Annotated in this window: 15 protein-coding genes; 6 read left to right on the plus strand and 9 right to left on the minus strand. The window is 33.5% G+C overall.

What is annotated here, in order from left to right; translation table 11 throughout:
- Positions 1 to 431 precede the first annotated feature (431 nt).
- Complete coding sequence (gene rfbA / locus E0Z07_RS15705; RefSeq protein ID WP_006258134.1) at positions 432 to 1,289, plus strand: glucose-1-phosphate thymidylyltransferase RfbA; 858 nt, start codon at positions 432 to 434, stop codon at positions 1,287 to 1,289.
- 208 nt (positions 1,290 to 1,497) lie between these two features.
- Here rfbA and rfbB read toward each other — a convergent pair whose 3' ends face one another.
- The 5 genes from rfbB to E0Z07_RS15730 form a co-directional block, all read right to left on the minus strand.
- Complete coding sequence (rfbB, locus tag E0Z07_RS15710; protein ID WP_006258135.1) at positions 1,498 to 2,547, minus strand: dTDP-glucose 4,6-dehydratase; 1,050 nt, start codon at positions 2,545 to 2,547, stop codon at positions 1,498 to 1,500.
- A 14-nt stretch (positions 2,548 to 2,561) separates the two neighbouring features.
- Positions 2,562 to 3,770 (minus strand): UDP-N-acetyl-D-mannosamine dehydrogenase, encoded by a 1,209-nt coding sequence (gene wecC, locus E0Z07_RS15715; RefSeq protein WP_006258136.1) that lies wholly within the window; start codon positions 3,768 to 3,770, stop codon positions 2,562 to 2,564.
- A 75-nt stretch (positions 3,771 to 3,845) separates the two neighbouring features.
- A complete protein-coding gene (gene wecB, locus E0Z07_RS15720; protein ID WP_006258137.1) occupies positions 3,846 to 4,967 on the minus strand; it encodes a non-hydrolyzing UDP-N-acetylglucosamine 2-epimerase in 1,122 nt (373 codons plus the stop codon).
- A 187-nt stretch (positions 4,968 to 5,154) separates the two neighbouring features.
- Entirely contained in the window at positions 5,155 to 6,555 is a 1,401-nt protein-coding gene (locus E0Z07_RS15725; protein ID WP_006258138.1) for a UDP-glucose 6-dehydrogenase, read from the minus strand.
- Between the two features lie 265 nt (positions 6,556 to 6,820).
- Positions 6,821 to 7,843, minus strand: a complete 1,023-nt coding sequence (locus E0Z07_RS15730) for a hypothetical protein (RefSeq protein WP_039329916.1) — start codon at positions 7,841 to 7,843, stop codon at positions 6,821 to 6,823.
- Between the two features lie 500 nt (positions 7,844 to 8,343).
- Here E0Z07_RS15730 and E0Z07_RS15735 point away from each other — a divergent pair, with 500 nt between their 5' ends.
- From E0Z07_RS15735 to E0Z07_RS15745, 3 genes are read left to right on the plus strand one after another with little or no spacing between them, the layout of a single operon-like run.
- Complete coding sequence (locus E0Z07_RS15735) at positions 8,344 to 9,456, plus strand: DEAD/DEAH box helicase (RefSeq protein WP_006258140.1); 1,113 nt, start codon at positions 8,344 to 8,346, stop codon at positions 9,454 to 9,456.
- Between the two features lie 24 nt (positions 9,457 to 9,480).
- Positions 9,481 to 9,909 (plus strand): cold-shock protein, encoded by a 429-nt coding sequence (locus E0Z07_RS15740; protein WP_006258141.1) that lies wholly within the window; start codon positions 9,481 to 9,483, stop codon positions 9,907 to 9,909.
- Between the two features lie 12 nt (positions 9,910 to 9,921).
- Positions 9,922 to 10,113 carry a cold-shock protein gene (locus tag E0Z07_RS15745; protein ID WP_006258143.1) on the plus strand — a complete coding sequence of 64 codons (192 nt, stop codon included), beginning with the start codon at positions 9,922 to 9,924 and terminating at the stop codon, positions 10,111 to 10,113.
- A 156-nt stretch (positions 10,114 to 10,269) separates the two neighbouring features.
- Here E0Z07_RS15745 and E0Z07_RS15750 read toward each other — a convergent pair whose 3' ends face one another.
- The 3 genes from E0Z07_RS15750 to E0Z07_RS15760 all read right to left on the minus strand — a co-directional run bounded on the left by E0Z07_RS15750 (position 10,270) and on the right by E0Z07_RS15760 (position 13,275).
- Positions 10,270 to 11,379: a hypothetical protein gene (locus tag E0Z07_RS15750; protein ID WP_131540962.1), complete on the minus strand. Its 1,110-nt coding sequence runs from the start codon at positions 11,377 to 11,379 to the stop codon at positions 10,270 to 10,272.
- 77 nt (positions 11,380 to 11,456) lie between these two features.
- Positions 11,457 to 11,699: a hypothetical protein gene (locus E0Z07_RS15755; protein WP_006258145.1), complete on the minus strand. Its 243-nt coding sequence runs from the start codon at positions 11,697 to 11,699 to the stop codon at positions 11,457 to 11,459.
- Positions 11,700 to 12,390: 691 nt separating this feature from the next.
- Positions 12,391 to 13,275 (minus strand): hypothetical protein, encoded by an 885-nt coding sequence (locus E0Z07_RS15760; protein WP_006258146.1) that lies wholly within the window; start codon positions 13,273 to 13,275, stop codon positions 12,391 to 12,393.
- Positions 13,276 to 13,511: 236 nt separating this feature from the next.
- On the opposite strand from E0Z07_RS15760, the gene E0Z07_RS15765 reads away from it, so the two are divergent.
- Positions 13,512 to 14,342 (plus strand): IS5 family transposase, encoded by an 831-nt coding sequence (locus E0Z07_RS15765; protein WP_115283929.1) that lies wholly within the window; start codon positions 13,512 to 13,514, stop codon positions 14,340 to 14,342.
- A gap of 310 nt (positions 14,343 to 14,652) precedes the next feature.
- Here E0Z07_RS15765 and E0Z07_RS15770 read toward each other — a convergent pair whose 3' ends face one another.
- Entirely contained in the window at positions 14,653 to 14,970 is a 318-nt protein-coding gene (locus E0Z07_RS15770; protein ID WP_006258148.1) for a hypothetical protein, read from the minus strand.
- 628 nt (positions 14,971 to 15,598) lie between these two features.
- Here E0Z07_RS15770 and E0Z07_RS15780 point away from each other — a divergent pair.
- Positions 15,599 to 16,537, plus strand: a complete 939-nt coding sequence (locus E0Z07_RS15780) for a Dyp-type peroxidase (protein ID WP_006258150.1) — start codon at positions 15,599 to 15,601, stop codon at positions 16,535 to 16,537.
- Positions 16,538 to 16,551 lie beyond the last annotated feature (14 nt).

Genomic DNA, 16,551 nt, shown 5'->3' on the forward strand with positions numbered 1-16,551 from the left:
TTATTTTCTTTAAAAACCAATAATAACTATACCTTAAAATACTAAAAATCAATATTTAACACCTTTAAAAATACCCAGCTTTTTAGAGGCAAAAAAACATTAAACACAATTTACATGTTAATTTTTGCAAAATTAACATACACTCCATACATAAAACAATAATATATGTTTTTTAAACTCTATTTTTTTATCATTACACCTTGCTTTAGCCTATATACGTAATTTATTTTATGCTCTTTTAAGAGGTTAACCCTAGATTTCACATGAGGTAAATCTAATATACAAGGTCAAGTTCACACCTCTTTCTGTAACTCTACAAGTATACCCTAATCTAAATTAAAGCCTAGAATATTTTATTGATTTTCGTTTATATGTCTATCGTGTAATCTTGATTTAAAAAATCATTAACTTTATCCCTTTATTATTTTAAGATGAAAGGAATTATTCTCGCTGGGGGATCTGGAACTCGATTACACCCACTAACATTAGCTGTAAGTAAACAACTCATGCCTGTCTATGACAAGCCAATGATTTACTACCCTTTATCCACGTTAATGCTAGCGGGAATCAATGAAATTCTGATTATTTCTACCCCTACTGACCTTCCTAACTTTAAAAAGCTATTAGGAGATGGAAGTCAAATAGGCTGTTCTTTTACCTATGCTATACAAGAGGAACCTAATGGATTAGCACAGGCTTTTATAATCGGAGAGAAATTTATCGGTAAAGATCCTGTAGCGCTTATCTTAGGAGATAATATCTTCTATGGTAGTGGCATGTCCAAACTATTACAAGCTTGTGTAAAAAGTGCAGAACCAACGATATTCGCTTATTCTGTCACAGACCCTCAACGCTATGGTGTAGTAGAATTCGATCAAGATAAAAATGTACTATCCATAGAGGAGAAACCACTAGAGCCTAAATCTAATTTTGTGGTTCCTGGTTTGTACTTTTATGACAATGATGTGGTGAATATCGCCAAGACTATTCAGCCTTCTAAAAGAGGAGAATACGAGATAACAGACATCAATAAAGAATATTTGAGACAAGGTAAGCTGAAAGTAGGCATATTAGACAGAGGAACGGCTTGGTTAGACACAGGTACGTTTGCTTCTCTGATGAAAGCTGGTCAATTCGTTCAAGTCATCGAAGAGCGCCAAGGGCTAAAAATAGGAGCCATTGAAGAAGTTGCTTATCGAATGGGATATATCACAAAAGAACAACTACATCATATCGCTCAACCCCTATGTAAAAGTGGGTATGGAGAATATCTAATGGCAATAGAGTAATAATGTATTAAACCCAAAATCTGCGTTAGCCACATACTACAAAGTAATTCTACTTCATATCTCTTTCATTAGTTCTGTAACCATACTAAAGTATGCTTGTATCGCTAATTCAGACCTATTTTGTATAATTACTTTTCGCTTATATGTCTATCGCTTGTTTTGGGTTGAAAAGGCCTTGTACCATCTCAGAGTACAAGGCCTTTTCTATTTACTTTATATACTGTTTTTGATAATATTCTTGGTAAGCTCCACTTGTTACATTCATTAACCAGTCTTGATTATTCATATACCAGTCAATGGTCTTCGCTAATCCTTCTTCAAAAGTCACTGATGGGCTCCACCCTAACTCTCTATTAATCTTAGTTGCATCTATAGCATATCTTAAATCATGTCCTGGTCTATCTTTTACAAAAGTGATTAACTGTTCACTCTCTGCTACTTGGCGCCCCAAGACTGTATCCATCTGTTGACACAATTCTTTGACTAAATCAATATTTTGCCATTCATTAAAACCTCCGATATTATAAGTCTCTGCATTACCTCCTTTGTGAAATACATCATCAATCGCTCTGGCGTGATCTAAGACATAGAGCCAATCACGAGTATACTTCCCATTTCCATAAATAGGCAAGGGTTTCTTATGGATGATATTGTAAATACACAATGGAATTAACTTCTCTGGGAAGTGATTTGGCCCATAATTATTAGAACAATTGCTCACTACATAAGGCATTCCATAAGTCTCACCATAAGCTCTTACAAAGTGATCTGAGCTAGCTTTAGAGGCAGAATAAGGGGAATTAGGATCATAAGCGGTCGTTTCGGTAAACAAACCTACCTCTCCTAATGTTCCATATACTTCATCTGTGCTGACATGGTAAAAACGCTTTCCTTCCCAGTTGTCTTGCCATAAGGCTTTAAATGCTTGTAGTAAATTCACTGTTCCTATTACATTTGTTTTCACAAAAGCCAACGGATTAGTAATGGAACGATCTACATGCGACTCTGCAGCTAAGTGAATCACAGCATCAAACTGCTCTTTCTTAAATAGTTCCTGAATAAATTGCTCATCTGTGATATCTCCCTTAATAAAGGTGTAATTAGGGGCAGACTGTATATCTATTAGATTCTCTAGGTTTCCTGCATAAGTCAGAGCATCTAAGTTATAGATGTGGTATGCAGGGTACTTATTTACAAAATGTCTAATGACGTGTGAACCTATAAAGCCTGCACCGCCAGTAACAACAATCTTCTTCATTCTACTTACTTTTATTATTTCTTTATTCCACAAAAATCTAAAACTACTTTTCCACTTGGAATTTCTACTGTTTTAAATTCATTATGTGCTACTAAGAATACAATAATATCTGCTTTTTCTATAGCTTCTTTGTAGTTCGTTAACTTGAACACTTTGTGGTCATGTACATTTGGTTCTACAATATACATATCAGCATCTCCTGAATCTTGCAAAATACGTTCCGTAATATAGATAGCTGGCGATTCACGCAAGTCATCTATATTCGGCTTGAAAGCCAATCCCATTACTGCAATAGCAGGTTGACGCCCCTGTTTTAATTCAAACTCTAAACGAGCTGATTTTACTTTTTCTGCACACCAAAATGACTTATAATTATTCACTTCTCTAGCATGAGCAATAATTCTAGATTCCATAGGGAATTCTGATACAATAAAGTAAGGATCCACTGCAATACAATGCCCTCCTACTCCACATCCTGGTTGCAAGATATTTACGCGTGGGTGTTTATTTGCTAATTCGATTAATTCCCAAACATTAATCCCTGCTTTATCACAAATAAGTGATAACTCATTAGCAAATGCAATTTGCACATCTCTAGAAGAGTTCTCTGTCAGTTTACACATCTCTGCTGTACGCGCATTTGTTTTGTGTAAAGTTCCCTTTACAAATTGGCTATAGAATGCTACTGCTTTTTCTGTAGAGGCTTCATTTACCCCTCCAATAACACGATCATTGTGAACTAATTCATACATCACATTTCCTGGTAATACGCGCTCTGGACAATAAGCTAAATAAATCTTACCTTCAAGCTCTGGGCGTTCTGTAAAGATGTATTCCATCATCTTCTCTGTTGTTCCTACTGGAGAGGTAGATTCAATGATATATAAATCACCTTCTTTCAATAATGGAAGTATAGCCGTAGTTGCTGCCTTTACATACGAAATATCTGGTTCATGATTTCCTTTAAATGGAGTCGGTACAACTACTAAATATGTATTAGCTACAATAGGAGTAGTTGCTGCTTTTAAATATCCAGCTTGTACAGCTTCGGCTACTGCCTTGTCTAAATCTGGTTCTACAATATGAATTTTACCTGCATTAATCGTATCTACCACATGCTGAGAAATATCCACTCCATGTACACTTATTTTATTTTGTGCAATTAATGCTGATGTTGGTAATCCTATATATCCTAATCCTATTGTTACTACTTGTGTATTCATTTATATATCTTTTTATTAGACGTAGATATTACGTCTCTACTGTATTCCTTTTATTAGACGTAAGGTATTACGTCTCTACTGTAATTTACTGATAAATTCCACTATACGTGCACATGCTTTTCCATCTCCATAAGGATTGTGTAAAGCTGACATCTTCTCATAGCGAATTATATCTGTCAATAAGCTATTTGCCTCATTTACAATTTTATCTTTATCTGTACCTACTAAGATCACTGTTCCTGCAGCTACAGCCTCAGGGCGCTCTGTCGTATCTCGCATCACTAAGACAGGTTTTCCTAAGCTTGGTGCTTCTTCTTGTACTCCTCCACTATCTGTTACAATCATATAACTCTTATTCATCAACCACACAAAAGATGGATAAGCCAATGGGTCAATTAATTTGATATTATTAATTCCTGATAAAATTTCGTAAACAGGACCTTTTACATTTGGATTTAAGTGTACAGGATAAATAATCTGTACATCAGAATGTGTTAAAGCAATTTCTTTTAGTGCTTCACAAATACGAATAAACCCATCTCCGTGGTTCTCACGTCTATGACCTGTTACTAGAATAAGCTTTTTAGCAGGATCGACAATTTGCTTTAATTGTGTGATTTCTTCATTTTGCAAGTCTTCTACACGCTCTACACTTTCTAACAAAGCATCAATAACTGTATTTCCTGTAATAAGGATATCTTTAGTAGCAATATTCTCTCTTAATAAGTTTTCTTGAGAAGCTGCGGTTGGTGCGAAGTGATAATCTGTCACACGACCAGTGATCTGTCGATTTATTTCCTCAGGAAAAGGTGCTCGTTTATTATGTGTTCTAAGGCCTGCTTCTACGTGACACACCTTGGCTCCACTGTAAAAAGCTGCAATACTTGCTGACATCGTTGTAGTAGTATCTCCATGTACATATACATAATCAGGCTTGAACTCCTCTAAAACAGGCTTTAATCCTGTGATAATATCCCCTGTTAAAGAATACAAATTTTGATTGGGTTTCATCAAATTCAAATCATACTCTGGTATAATATCAAAAAATTCTAAAACCTGGTCAAGCATCTCTCTGTGTTGCGCGGTTACACATACACGTGTATCAAATTGATCATTGTGCTTCTTAAACTCTTTTATTAAAGGAGCCATTTTGATAGCTTCTGGTCTTGTACCAAATACAATCAAATTCTTTTTCATAGTTAAATAATGTGTGTTAATGTCTGTTTTTATTTTTTAAAAAAACAGTTAATATCATCAATTTAATAATCTCTTCTTATATTACATTTGTAATAAAATTCATCTAAATATAAGAGATACTCTAAAGAATATAAATCCTAATATTTTATATCCTTGCATTTTTATTGCTTAATTTACGTGTTAAAGTTTATTTTCCTCTACCTATTGTATAAACTTCAAATCCTATATCTTCTAACGCTTGACGATCTAATATATTACGACCATCGAATATAAAGGCTGGCTTCTGCATCTTATCGTAGATACGTTGCCAATCATACGTCTTAAACTCATCCCACTCTGTCAATACTGCAATACCATGTGCTCCTTCTAGAGCAGTATAAGGATCTTGGTGCACTGTCAAATGTTTTTTATTCAACTCCGCCTCACGAGTCGCTAAGTAATCTAAATCAGACAACATCTGTTGTTCCATTACTTTAGGATCATATACGTGGATCTGTGCTTCTTCCTCAATTAACTCATTGGCTACATAGATAGCCGCTGATTCTCTTGTATCATTGGTATCTTTCTTAAATGCCCATCCTAAGAAAGCTATTTTTTTATCGTTAACTGTATTGAATAAAGTCGTTACAATATTTTCTGCAAAACGACGTTTCTGATGATCATTCATAATGATTACTTGCTCCCAATAGTCTGCTACTGCATCTAGTCCATAAGACTTAGCGATATACACTAAGTTCAAGATATCTTTTTGGAAACACGACCCTCCAAATCCTACAGATGCTTTTAAGAACTTGTTCCCAATACGGCTATCTGTACCAATAGCTCTAGATACTTCAGCTACATCTGCCCCTGATACTTCACATAGTTCTGAAATCGCATTGATAGAAGATACACGTTGTGCTAAGAAGGCATTGGCTGTCAGTTTAGAAAGTTCTGACGACCATACATTGGTACGCAAAATACGCTCCTCAGGCACCCATGCTTCATAAATAGATGCTAACGCTTCAATAGCTTCTCTTCCTCTCGGAGTTTCTGCTCCTCCAATCAATACACGATCAGGATTCATCAAGTCTTGAATAGCTGTACCTTCTGCTAAAAACTCAGGATTAGAGAGTATTTCAAACTCTACTGCATTGCCTGTTTGATCAAGAATTCGTTTAATTGCTTGTGCAGTTCGCACAGGAAGTGTAGATTTCTCTACTACGATTTTATCTGTCTTGGCAACTCGTGCAATCTGACGAGCACATAGCTCAATATATTTTAAATCTGCAGCCATTCCCTTTCCTTTTCCATACGTCTTGGTTGGCGTATTTACTGAAATAAAGATCATATCTGCTTCATCAATAGCTTTATCTACATTGGTATCAAAAAATAAATTGCGCCCTCTTGCCTCACCAACCACCACATCTAAACCTGGCTCATAAATAGGTAATTTACTCAAATCCTTATCATTCCACGCTTTGATACGCGCTTCATTTAAGTCTACTACTGTTATTTGAATATGTGGGTTTTTCTGTGCAATAACTGCCATAGTAGGCCCACCTACATAACCTGCTCCTATGCAACATATTTTTTGTATATTCTTCATATAATCTCCAAAAGTATAATTCTTATCTAGAGTCTATTAACTCTTATAGTCTTAACCCCTCTTATCAGGGGCTATAAACAATAGGTGTAAAGTTAATTATTTACCTACTATAAGCAATAGGTGTTTTTATTTATAAATTCTATGTGTGACATGTATTTAATGCAAGGTGTTGCCTCTACTGTTAAACGGATATACGTTGTCAGGCGTATGAAAACCGCACGGATTACAACCTTAAATCCGCACGAACAGGAACCATTCTTAATTTTTAATTCCCCGAAGGAAGGAAGTCGTTTTCTTCTTCTAATATCACTTTATAGATTAAATAGGCTTCTTGGTATTGATTTCTACGGGTTAGGAATTTAGCTTCTTCTAATAGTTTTTCTCTTTCTGCATGTACTCTTGAGCGATAAGACGTTGCTTTTTGACCAATAGTTTTATCCTGTACATAAAAACCCGCTACATTCACTGTCAATTCCTCTCTCACATAGATATATTCAAATTCGTTTAGATACGTTGTCGCTAAAGAATACTTTTTTTCTTCAAGGTAACCATTGACCTTGTCTAATAAAACATAGGGATATGATGCGTGATAAGCTGTTGCTAAATCATATGGTCTATAGACATTGTTATATTTTTCTGTTCTAAAGATAAGGTGATTGGGAAATAGGTCTTCTCTTTGGGTATATACTTTGGTCAAATAGTTCGCGAACTTTTTGGCTAATTCTTTTGGTAAATCTGACAACCTTTTTTGTAATCTACCCTTGCTATAAGGGAGTGAACAAGTTCCTAATATATCCGATTGGCAGAAGTAATCGAAGTGATACATATAGCGTTTTCCGTTATAAATAACGATATAAGTAAGGGGCATTTGACTACCAAAATAGGGTCTACAGTAAAAAACTGGAATAAAAACCGCCTGAATATCTTCGTGTTCTTCAAACCAAATTCCCTCGTCATAAAACATCAACATTTGGTTATCTGGAAGGCGTTCTCCATAGTTTATACTTACTTTATTCTCTTCGTTAATCAACTCTATAGAGATAATGGATTCGTATCCACCCTTAGCAAAGATTCCCTTGCTATCATAGTTATTACAGGTCGCTCCTACTTTTATATATAGGCTATTCTCACCATTAAGGTCACGCCAAAGCTTCACTACACTCACTTGATCTTCATCTACTTGCTGCCCCCATACTAGAGAGCTCATCAATACACAACAACAAATAAACCATCGTCTTACTAAGTCGTCATGCTGCTGTACTATTGTTAACCAAGATTTTGTTTTCATTCAAGTGATTTCTACTGATTCTTTATGTTCTTCCAAATTTACTATTCTTCCTCAATATTGCTAACGCCTTTTTGCTAAAAAGCGTATTTTCTTTCTTAAACAAACATCTTATTTGAATTGTTATCTCTCTAATTCAAAATAAATACTTCATTATTCGATTATTAATTATACCTTTGTGCCTGTATTATTAGTTAATAGATTTCTGCCTTAGTTATTCTAAAATTAAATAGTTTTAAAAAACCTCGTTTAATTTTACTTCCTTGGTCTTTACTTTATTTAACTCTTGATTCTTTTACAATTTCAATAGAAAGTAAAAGATGTTTCCCTGCTTATGCTCTTAGAGCTTTATTGCAAAAACAAAAGACCACTTACCTACGAAATATGAGTTTCTGATGCATAATAGAAAAACAAGTTCACTAGGATAAATAATACCAAAAGACTTTAAGACCTAATAGTTTTAAAGCATATAAAGATAAAAGAATAAGTACAGGCAATAATAAATGAACTTTAAAGATTTAGCATTAACACAAGAGATACAAACAGCATTAACTAAAATAGGTTATTCTACAGCTACTGAAATACAACAAAAAGCAATCCCTCCTATTCTGGAAGGAAAAGATGTAATCGGTACTGCTCAAACAGGTACAGGTAAAACTGCTGCTTTTGCTATTCCTATTTTACAAAAACTGCACTCTACTCCTAAATCGACAAAAGGTATAAGAGCCTTAATTTTAGTTCCTACAAGAGAATTAGCAATACAGGTAAAAGATAGTTTTTTAGACTATAGTACTGAGCTTCCTCTGAAAACAGTAACTTTATTCGGTGGTGTACCTCTTCCACCTCAAGTAAGAGCGTTAAAACAACATCCCGAAATTATCGTGGCTACTCCTGGTCGACTATTGGATCTAATCAATCAAAAAATAGTAAAGCTTTCTAATCTAGAGATATTAGTACTAGATGAGGCTGATCAGATGTTAGATATGGGATTCATACACGATCTTAAAAAAATTCTTAAATTTGTTCCTACTAAAAGACAATCTCTGTTCTTCTCAGCTACAATGCCTAAAGAAATAGAGCAATTCGCTAGAACAATCGTCTACAAACCTGTAAAAATAGAAGTAGCTGCTGAAGTAATCACAGCGACAACTATCGAACAGCAAGTATACTATACAGAGAAGAAAGATAAGAAAACGTTATTACACACTATCTTAAAGGAGAATACGGAGTCTACATTAGTATTTACAAGAACGAAATACGAGGCTAATAACCTAGTTAAATACCTTCAAAAGGTCAATATGGTGGCGATGGCTATCCATGGAAATAAATCTCAAAGTGCTCGTGTTAAAGCATTAGATGATTTTAAAAATAAGAAAATCAATATCCTTATCGCAACAGATATTGCTGCAAGAGGAATAGATATAAGCAAACTTCCCTTTGTGATCAACTATGATATACCAGACAAACCAGAGACTTACGTTCATCGTATCGGTCGTACTGGACGAGCTGGAGTACAAGGGGTTGCCATGTGTTTTTGCACACCTGAACAACGAAAAGAGCTGAAGGATATTCAGCGATTTACAGGTATCAAAATGCAGGTAAAACAAGAAATTTAATATTAACTTAAAAACGCAATAAATATGGCTGATTCTTTTTCGAAAAAAGAGAAAAATAAAAAGAAAGCACAGAAAAGACAAGAGAAAGCATTAAAGAGAGAGGATCGTAAAGTAAACAACAACAAGGGTAAAGATCTTGAAGATATGTTGGTTTATGTAGACTACAATGGTAATCTAACAGACGTTCCGCCAGAAGAGCAAGACATCGAAGCAGCTAAAAGGGAACTTGAAGAGCGCTTAGCGGCAGCTTCTGCTCCAGATACTGAATGCACTGGAGTAGTGACTTATTTTAGCAGTAAAGGTTTCGGGTTTATAACTGAAGATGATTCAAAAGAAAACATCTTTGTACACAGTAGTCAGTCTAATCAGCCATTACAGCAAGGTGATAAAGTTACCTTCAAAAAAGAAAGAACTCCAAGAGGCCTAAGTGCCGTTGAAGTAAATAAAATTTAAATACTTAATATTATGCAAGAAGGAACAGTAAAATTCTTCAACGAAACTAAAGGTTTCGGTTTCATTACTCCAAATGATGGAGGACAAGACATTTTCGTACACACAACTGGTTTAAACGAGAGAGTTCGTGAAAACGATGCAGTAGTTTATGAAGTTGAAAAAGGTAAAAAAGGATTAAACGCTGTTAACGTAAGAAGAGCTTAATTCTTTTTTAATAGGTACGAATATTTTAATGTTCCTACTTATTAGATAAACTAAAAAAAGGCTAAACAAAATATTTTGTTTAGCCTTTTTTATTTATCGCACGGATTGCAAATCCGCGCAAACTGGTATAGGTTGTTGGACATATACGATACACTTCTACATACTCTGGACGGATTGCAAATCCGCGCGAACTGGCATATATGCCGTATGTATGAAACTTAGTTCTCTATTCTTATTTCTCAACCTATAGATAAACACTCCTACAGATAATCCTAAGATAATAATAAGACTCGTCACTACGACCATCAATATCACATTTCGAAGCTCATCGTTCTCGGTAGCTACTCTCTCTGTTTCATAAGCAATACGAGCAAAGCGATTACGCGTAGCATAATCTAGTTCTGCAAGATCATTACTCAAGGTTATAATTTCTTTTACTCTACTATTATTATCATAATGCTGATGGGAAACTAAAAACTCTAAGGCATTCTTCTGATCTACCTTTATATTCCGGTCAACTGCTAGTTGATATACTTTCTCAGCCCAGTTAAATGCTTGAATACTATCTTTATCTTGAAGATATAAGCTCGCTATAGTCATAGCCATTTCATTCATCACATAGCTATTCGTTAAGATAGCTGCTTCATCATAAGTATTCTCTAGTTGTTTTATATAATAATCAAACTCTGTTTGACTATAGCTTTTTAAACCATCCATAAACTCCGCTTTTGCGATACCTGAATTCAATACACTCTTTAATAAAGAGGGAATCTCAGGTATAATAAAGCTCAATCCTGTAGAAGCATACTTAGTTACTTCTTTATAATCTTCTAAATAATATGATACTTCTGACAAATTATAGTATAACATACTTTTTGCCATCTTTAATCTATTTAAATCTAGTATTTTATTTTGTTTAGCATCTTTTTGCATTAATGCTAGCGCTTCTAATAAATACTTTTTAGCTCCTTCAAAATCATTCTGATTCAAAAGACAGGTCCCCATTAATTGATTAGCCTCAAAAGGTATAGGGCTAAATGGGTAGTTATTTAATACTTGTAAAACACTTGCAACTTTGCTTTCACTTTCTATATGTAGACCTTTTTCAAAAAGAACACGGGCTTGATAAAATTTAAGCTCCCCCATCTTCATAGAATCTCCTATCTCTCTATAGATATTCTCTGCCTTAATATAGTAATAGAATGTACTGTCTAGGATTCCTAAATTATGATTATAAACTCCTAAATCATTGTATATACTAGCCAATGCATATCATCAGACTTTCTTTCGGCAAACTTTATTGCCCTTTGACTAAGTTTATAAAACGACGAAGAATCACGTGTTCAGCGCAATTGATTGAGAACACTATCAATAAAAACACGATTGTCAGGTGTGTTTTTTAAACTTAAGGCTTTCTTTATACTAGGTTTTAAAGTTTCAGCTAAGCTATCCCTATAATCATCACTATACCACACTGCATATAGCTGATCATAATCAGTTCCATTCAATTTTTTAGACCGACTACAATTCACTAATAACAATGCAAGTACAACAAATAGAAAATTAATTTGGTGAAGTTTTTTCATATCAGTTTGTATCAATACATAACAAATGTAAACAATGATATTTGAATTCTAACAATAGTTCACATTTAGAAACTTAGTTTATCAATAAAAATAATGATAAACACAAGTTGATAGATTAACACGAGATGCACCACACATCATAGTAAGAGTACTTTTAAAAGAAAAACATCCTTTTACAGCAAAAATGAAGTAGGTATAAAAAAATACTCCCTAATCAGAATTGGAAGCCTGACTAGGGAGCGAGTCATCAAATAACAGATTTTGACAACAGTGCAATATTACTACCTTTTGAGTAAATATGCAATATTTTTAATACTATTTTTTACAAAAATTGACACAAAATAACTGATAATTCAATAAAAAACTCATTAACAGATACTTATATTACAATATACATAAACAAAGATGGGATATATACAAAAAAATGCTCCCTAATCAGAATTGGAAGCCTGACTAGAGAGCGAGTCATCAAATAACAGATTTTGACAACAGTGCAATATTACTACTTTTCCAGTAAATACAAGCAATTGAACGCATTTTTTTTCAAAAAAACATCACTTATATAAAACACTTATAACGAATGTTTTAAAAACAAAAAAGAGCTTTAACCCAAAGGCTAAAGCTCTTTTTTATGTGATAGGATTCCCTTTTCACTATTTATTTAGGCTTAAAAACATCAAATACATTCTTATTAGGATGTAAATCCTAACTGTATTAAACTGTCTTGTTGGACTAATTCTCCACTACTCTTATACACACTAATAGTATCTGTAGCCTTGTCTAATACTTCATAAAAATCTAGTTTACCCTCTTTATAAAAATAAAAGTACTTATCTTCTTCTCCGATACAAGTCTTGTCAGTTAAAACACCATCTTGATAAGTCAGCGAACATCTATAGCCTTTCTCAATAAAAAACTCTTCTGTAAGCACTCCTCTGTTGTCGAAGAACTGAGTGCGCTCGTTTAGTACATCTTTTATCTTCTGTATATTTCCATTTCGATAGTATACTTTATGAGCTTGATTAATATTGTCTTCTATACTCTCAACGGATTCATCCTCGTAATAACTATAAAAAATAGTATTATAATCTAATTCTAAATCAAAATGGATAACTTGTTTACTCACTAATTTACCTGACTCAAATCCTTCTACAGTAAAGATTCTATCTTCTAAAGAAAATCTAGAGGTAACTATATCTTCTTCTTTTACAGAACCTTCTACAGCTACTCCTTTTACAAAGGTTAAATCGAAAATACTTCCATTTACCTTACTTCTAAGTTTACATTCTCCATCCAGCAAGCCAAATTCTCCTACGCAGAACTCTCCATGAAAAAAACTATTATCGATAATGTATCCTCCTTTATCTAAAACCACTTGTTCAGTCTGGATTGCCTTTTCATAATAATCACAAAGTTCCTGTTGAGTATAGTTTTTACACTCTTCTGAATGAAGTCTTTGGTAGAGATCATAGTTAATTAAACGTTGAACTATAATTTCTGCCCCACAGTACACTTCATCTATATCGAAGAAGTATGACTGATCTAAAGTTATATATTTTTGTAGATTTTTATTCATATTGATAATAAAACAATAAAATTAACAAATTGTTTTATGTCGTCTTTTTTTGTTTTACTTACCTTCTTTTCTATACTCCTTATCAATTAATAGGCAAAAAGACAGAACAAGGACGACTAATATATTAACAAAACTAAAACATTTTATTCAATAAATAATGAAGTCGTCTTGACTTTTGTAAAATAAAGAAGGGTTATAGAAATTTGTGTTGCTAAACAAACAAAACCTACAACCCCGTGTACCAAGTACTCCACAAAGATAGTATAGAATTAGATATAGTACCTCACTTACCACTTCCAAAAAGAGGATTTAAATCAAAAGCTCCACTTTATGAGATAGTTAGTGCTATATTGTATAAACTAAAAACAGGTATCCAGTGGAGTTATTTAATAGTTCAAGCTTTATTTAGCACTCAAATATTAAGTCATAAAACAGTATTTGGTCATTTTCGTAATTGGTGTAAAGCTGGTGTATGGCAATCTTGTTGGACTGAATTATTAAAAAAGAATAAATCTCTTATTGATTTATCAAGTGGAGATTTAGATGGAAGCCATACCACAGCTTTAAGAGGAGGTGAACAGGTTGCTTATCAAGGTAGGAAAAAACGTAAGACGACAAACTCCTTATATTTTACAGATCGTCAAGGCTTACCTTTAGCTATGTCAGAACCGATAGCTGGAAATCACAATGATTTATTTGATATAGAAATCTATTTTGAAGATATAACCGATCAATTAACTAAAGCAGAAATACCTCTATCGGGATTGTTTATTAATGCTGATGCTGGGTTTGATTCACAGAAACTTAGAAAAATATTTAGTGATAAAGAAATAATAGCTAACATCTGTCCTAATAAACGAAATGGACAAAATAATGAAGATGATTATTTTGATGAACAACTATACAAAGAAAGATATGCGATTGAAAGAACAAATGCTTGGATAGATAGTTTTCGTTCTTTACTCAATAGATTTGACACCACACTTTCTAGTTGGATGGCGTGGAATTTTATGGCTTTTATTGTTATAGAACTAAAGAAATTTCAGAAAACTAAAAAGTCAAGATGACTTCAGTATTTAAACATGATAATTATCAAAAAATATGATTATTTTTTGTCCCTACTCTACTTATTTTAATTCTACTCGAATATTTATTCCTATCTTTTAACAGAGTCTATCCTATTTTTTATAGGCTGTAAGTCCTTTATTTAACTCAGATTCGCGATAGACATATAAACGAAAAGTAATTATACAAAATAGCTCTGAATTAGTGTGTAAAGCGTACTATAGTATGTTTTAACAACTAATGCAAGAGATATGAAGTAGAATTGCTTTGTAGCATTTAGCTAATGCGGAATCTAAGTTTCAGCTAGTTTCACTAGTTCTTTTTACCTCCATTTACTTTCTTATCTAGTCTATTCCACATAGCAAAAAGAAGAACTACTAAAATAGCATAACTCACTAACCAAGAAAGAACAGGAGACTGAAGAAAGAAATAAAACAATACTGCGATTAAAAATACTAAAGGATATAACATCACCAATACACAGAATGTTTTAGAAACAATACTATTCCAATAATACATCCCTTTTAGTTCTTTTGCCCTCGGCGAAGCCAAAGACATCAGAGAAGGAACGAACATCACTAAACTTCCTAAAAACACAAGGCTAACTATAACCCATAATACAATTTCCATACAAATAGTCCTTTTATGACACAAACTTACAAGAACAAGATGGATGATACCAATTCTCTAAGGTAAATTATTTAGTTATTTCTATTACAAGCAGATTCTGTAAAAATCACCTCCTTATTAGCTGATCTAACTTACTCCAGATAATGAATAAAATAACAGAGACTACTACATAGCCAAATAACCAAGGTAGAACCTTTAGATCAAAAAAACGATAACACAATACAGCTATCAAAAATAATAGAGGATAAAAAAGTACGGATATAAAAAAAACTCTAGATACCTTGTCTAACCAATAATATCTTCGTCCTACAACGCTAGACTTAGGAGATGCAATCGACATAATAGAAGGAACAAACATAACGATACTCCCAATAAAAGCCACACTAACTATAATCCATAAAATAATATCCATATTTCTCTTATATCCATCACAAAACTAACATAACTAGATAAAGATACTAACGTTTTAACTTGTCCTTATCATTTCACTAGTGTGTTCAATTATTCTAACAAAGATATACTCTCGTTCTTAAAACCTTTTTAAATACTGCCTTATCCTTGACCTATTGCCAAAATTTTAAATATCTTTACAGAACACAGTTAGTTTAATCGTTAAAAAGAAAGACAAATGAGTCAAAAAGCACAAAATGTGACAGATTATCCAAATAACAATACTATTTTTTCAGTTTGGAAGTTTAAAGAAGGCGCTGAAATAAAACAAGCTTTTGAGGCTTTATGTGGTCTAGTCAATAACTTAAACAATTCATTTAAAGTTAGAATAAATGCTGGACCTACTAGCTGTATCTTAGGAGTAAGTCATAACGCTTGGTTAAAGCTAGACTTACCTACTCCAATGCCGAAGGAATTAAAAGTTTTTGAAGAAATCAAAGGAGATAAACATAGTGCTGTATCTACAGATGCAGACTTACACCTACACTTGAGCGCTATTAATCCTGCTATTTGCTATGATATGGCCATGGCGATATCTAAAGTTCTACTGCCTGTAGCAGACTGTATAGATGAAGTACAAGGGTTTAAATATTGGGATGGTCGTGCAATCATAGGTTTTGTAGATGGTACTGAAAACCCTATCGGAGAAGACAGAGATTACTTTGGAATCGTAGGAAACGAAGATCCTCAATACAAAGGAGGTAGTTACTTATTCGTCCAAAAGTATATTCACTTTATGAAGGATTGGGACAACTTATCTACAGAGGAACAAGAGAAAGTCATCGGTAGATATAAAGCTACAGATATAGAGATGGAAGAAGAGAAAAAGCCTGTCAACTCACATACTGCCCTTACAGCTATAGAAGATGAAAACGGTAATGAACTAAAAATCATTAGAGCGAATATGCCCTATGCTAACCCTTCTAAAGGACAAGCAGGAACTTATTTTATCTCTTATGCCTCTACCTTCAGCACAACAGAAAAAATGCTTAAAAATATGTTTATTGGAGAACCAGCAGGTAACTACGATAGAATATTAGACTTTAGTAAAGCCATAACAGGAACGTTATTCTTCGTACCTTCTTTAGACATTTTAGATGATTATTCTGCAGAATAACACTACTTTATAAA

It is taken from the genome of Myroides odoratimimus (assembly GCF_004337635.1).
Taxonomy (GTDB): domain Bacteria; phylum Bacteroidota; class Bacteroidia; order Flavobacteriales; family Flavobacteriaceae; genus Flavobacterium; species Flavobacterium odoratimimum.